Below are 4,225 nucleotides of genomic sequence, written 5' to 3' on the forward strand. Positions count from 1 at the left end.
CAATCCTGCAATTTGCAGGAAAATGTGAAAAGCGGCAAAAGCTGCGAAAATGCCGACGGGAAGGATCGCGGTCGCCGGGAGCCACCGTGCGGCGACGAACAATGCCAGAGCGCCGATGGTCCAAGGCGCAACGGCAGCAAATCCTCCGCCGGCGAATATCGCGGGCAACGAGTAGATATTCACTGTCCGCTCTAAAATCAGCGATACGGAGCCGATAATCAGCAGGTAACCGATGGAGACGATCACCCCACCGATGATCGGATACGGCAGATAGCGCATTACGAAGCTGAGGCGCAGCCGGCCAACAAGGATCATAAACAAACCGGTCAGGGCGGTGCTGCCCATGAGAAAAACGAAAAAGGTTGCGAAATACTCCTCGGTTCCCGGTCCAGCGCCTGCGGCCGTCGCCGCGGCCATTAGCGACGGCGACGCCGAAACCACCAGCAGAAGCGGGGTCTCTTCCGGATGTGAGATCATACCGCGGACAGAAGCAGTAGCCCCGACTATTGCCGCAGAGATCGCGGTTCCTATAAGCATAAGTCCGATCCCGCGGTTCAGAAAGACCGCGAGATCTCCTCCGTAGGCAACTGCGGCGAAGGAAATCGTGTACATGACAGTCGCAATCGCTGTAAGCACCCCCCCAACGGATTGTGCTATAGCTCTCGACAGGCGACGCATGGTCGACGAAGCGATGCCTTCTGGAAACTGCCGATCACTCATGTCTATAGTGGTTCGCACGCTTGGGTTGTGAGCACAAGCACCAATCTGCGGAGCCCCGGCTAATGCGGGTGTTGTCAGACAAATGCGAACCAGTCTCCGTTTGCCAATCCCTGCTACCTTCTATGCCGCACCAAATTAACACCACTCGGCCAGAACGGCGGCGCGGTTGCGCTTGAAATTGGACCTGCTGAAGAGATGTCGTTCCCGATCGAATGGCGGCTATGGTTCCTAAATGCCAACAGACACGAACGGCAGCTTTGTCCGCATAGCGGACATTCAAATCTAGCCCAACAATGGCGAGTTTAGCAGGAAGCGAATGAACAACATTACTGTTAGGCGAATGATCTCGGGGCTTGTGTTGAAGTGGCGGAATGGGCCGTGTTTGGCCATCCCGCGACGCTACTTGCCCACCCTCCGCGTTCAACCAAATTTCTTATGAAAGGTCTTCAGCGCCTAATCCTCTTCATTTCAGGGTCAAAAAGAGGCTTCAAAGACACCGTGGCGGGAACCAGTTGACCCGCCACATCGATGTGCCACCTGCCCTTCGATACAATCTCGCCGGTTAGCGGTTCTATCCACTCCGCAAAGCCGATTCCAACGGCACCTCCCAAACTGTGGCCGTAGGCTCCGACCTGAAGGTGGCCAACCTCTTTGCCATTCAGATAGATCAACTCGTTGCCGTAGAGCAACGGCTCCGGATCGTTCAGCAGAAACTGGAGCATTCGATTCCTTGGCACGCCCTTCGCTTTGATTGCAGTCAGCGCATCGCGGCCGATAAATCCGTCGGGCTTGTCGAGTTTGACCGCAAAACCAAGGCCCGCTTCGATCGGGTTGTCAGTATTGTCGACGTCGACGCCGAAATCGCGATAGGCCTTTTCAAGCCGAAGCGAACTTAGCGTCTGCATGCCAGCGTTACGGATGCCGAACGCCTTGCCGGCCTCCATCAGCAGATCATACACCTGCACGGCGTGTGGCGCAGGTACGTGAAGCTCCCAACCGAGTTCGCCCACGTAGGTCACGCGAAGCGCAAGCAAATTGAAATAGCCAACATCGATTTCCTGCGCAGTCATGAACGGAAAGGCGTCATGGCTGAGATCGGCAAAGCTGACCATCTGCATCAGATCGCGCGCCCGCGGTCCATGGATATTGATTTGTGTGACCCCCGGCGTAATGTCGGTGATCACCACGGATTCACCCTGTTCTATGTGTCGGCGCATCCACATCTCGGTATGTCCGTGGCTGTTCTCGCCGACCACTACGAGAAACTTACTCTCGGTCAGCCGTGTAACGGTGAGGTCCGCCTCGAACCCTCCCTTTTCGTTCGTCCAAGCGGTGTACACAACGCGGCCCGGCGACACATCCACTTGATTGCAGCTGATCCGGTTCAAAAGCGCCAAAGCATCCCGACCCTCGACCGAAAACTTCGACATGGAAGACATGTCCATCAGGATGACGTTCTCGCGCGCCGCGCGGTGTTCTTCCGCGTGCCAGTCAAACCAATTCTGCCGGAACCAGCTGTAGCTATCAATCTTTGCAGCCTCCGGTGAGGGCGCAAACCAGTCCGGCAACTCCCAGCCGTGGCTTTCAGTAAAATATGCGCCGGCCGCTTTCAGCCGGTCGTACAGCGCGGACTGCTTGAGGTTGCGTGCGGTCTTGAAGCTTTCGTTGTGAAAATGCTGGCCAAACATCTTGCCGAGCAGTTCAGGGCCCCGGTCGCGGCGGAACGAGCGGGTCGCCTCGTTTTTTGTGAAGCGATTTACGTTTATGCCAGTCACGTCAATCGGCGGCACCCCGTCCACGATCCAGTGGGCCAGTACGTTACCGGTTCCCGCACCGTTCAAAATGCCAAGGGAATTCATCCCGCAGGCGACATAGCAATTTCGAAGTTCCGGTGTCGAGCCGACAAGGGGTGCGAGGTCGGGTGTGAAACTTTCCGGTCCGCAGAACAGCTTCCGGACGCCGGCATTCATTGCCGACGGCACGCGCGAGAACGCCAGTTCCAGATACGGGCCTACGCGATCCCAGTCAGGCTCGATCTCGCCGAAGGAGAAATCCTCGGGAATGCCTTCGAGCTTCCAGGGCGCTGCGCCCGGCTCGAATAGCCCCAGCATCAAGCCGCCAACCTCTTCCCGATAGTAGGTGTAGGTCTTGGGATCTTCGAGCACGGGAAGATCACGGCTGAGACCATCTATCTTTTCAGTGATCAGGTAGTAATGCTCCGCCGCTTGCAACGGCAGGTTTATGCCCGCCTTGGCGCCCAGTTGCCGCGACCACATTCCGCCGCATATCGCAACATTTTCGCATGTAATCGTCTGCCCGTCAGCTGTTCGGACGCCAGTGGCTGTGCCGTTTTTGACAATAATCTCACAGACTGTCGTGTCTTCAAATATCCTGGCACCGCCCATGCGCGCCCCCTTGGCCAGCGACATAGTGACGTCGACCGGGTTCGCCCGGCCGTCTTCGGGAATGTAGAAGCCGGCGAGGACATCGCTCAAATCTCCAATCGGGAAAAGCTCTGCGGTCTCCTCCGGAGAGATCTCGTGTATGTTGATGCCATGCCGCCGCATGAATGGCGCGACGCGCCGCATTTCATGAACCCGTTCCTCGTTCGACGCGATCTGAAGATACCCTACATCCCGAAACCCAGTCGGCACGCCGGTTTCCTTTTCGAGGTTGGCGTAAAGGTCTCGGCCATGAGTGTAGATTTCGCATTCGGCTTCGGATTTGAGCAGACCAGCCACTATAAGGCCCGCCGCATGCCACGTCGTGCCGGACGTCAGTTTGTTGCGCTCAAGGACCACGACATCGCGCATTCCGAGCTTTGTCAGGTGATAGGCGGTGTTGCAGCCGATCGACCCGCCTCCAATGATTACGGTTTCTGCATGCTGCGGCAACTGAACGGTCATTCTGCGGCTCCTTGGGCGAATCGTTGGTGATCGCGCGGACGTTGACAGGTCTCTTTTTTCAATACAATGATTGAATGATCATTCAATGGAAAACAATAATGACTCAGATCGAGGATCAGAAACGCCCCCGCACCGCACCGCCAGAGGTGCGGCGACAACAGTTGATTGGCGCCACCATCGACTGTATCGCTCGGGCGGGCATATCGGGAACGACGCTCAACTCGGTTACGAAGGAAGCGGGCCTGTCGTTGGGCCTCGTCAACTTTCACTTCAAGTCGAAGGACGCGTTGCTGGCCGCCACGCTTGCGCATCTGGCGGAGGAACATCGCCAACATTGGATGAGGAAAGTGGATGGTGTCGACGTGTCAGCAGCGGACAAGCTGCGTTCGATTGTCGAGGCGCAATTCCATCCCGGTGTCTGCAATCGCAAGAAGCTCGCTGTTTGGTTCGCGTTCTTCGGCGACTCCAGTCTCCGAAAATCTTACCGGGGAACTACCGGTGACATCGACATGGAGCGTCAAAAAATCGCATCCTCCCTCTGCGACCGGATCATCGCCGAGGGCGGCTACGACGGCGTATCGGCCGAAGACGTTGCCCTG

Annotated in this window: 3 protein-coding genes; 1 reads left to right on the forward strand and 2 read right to left on the reverse strand. The window is 57.0% G+C overall.

Annotated elements, in window-relative coordinates:
• Both AC221Y_RS21025 and AC221Y_RS21030 read right to left on the reverse strand, forming a co-directional pair.
• A partial coding sequence (locus AC221Y_RS21025) for a hypothetical protein (RefSeq protein WP_486708307.1) occupies nucleotides 1-720 on the reverse strand: 720 nt, incomplete at its 3' end.
• A 446-nt stretch (nucleotides 721-1,166) separates the two neighbouring features.
• Nucleotides 1,167-3,626, reverse strand: coding sequence for a GcvT family protein (locus tag AC221Y_RS21030; protein ID WP_486708308.1), 2,460 nt, complete (start codon nucleotides 3,624-3,626; stop codon nucleotides 1,167-1,169).
• 98 nt (nucleotides 3,627-3,724) lie between these two features.
• Between AC221Y_RS21030 and AC221Y_RS21035 the strand changes: the two genes are divergently transcribed.
• Nucleotides 3,725-4,225: TetR family transcriptional regulator (locus AC221Y_RS21035; RefSeq protein ID WP_486708309.1), on the forward strand; the 501-nt coding region annotated here is incomplete at its 3' end.

The sequence above is a fragment of the Boseongicola sp. genome (assembly GCF_057460485.1).

What these genes read in the sequence shown, in the direction of transcription:
- AC221Y_RS21030 (WP_486708308.1), bottom strand. Translation starts at nt 3,626, where the DNA reads ATGACCGTTCAGTTGCCGCAGCATGCAGAAACCGTAATCATTGGAGGC.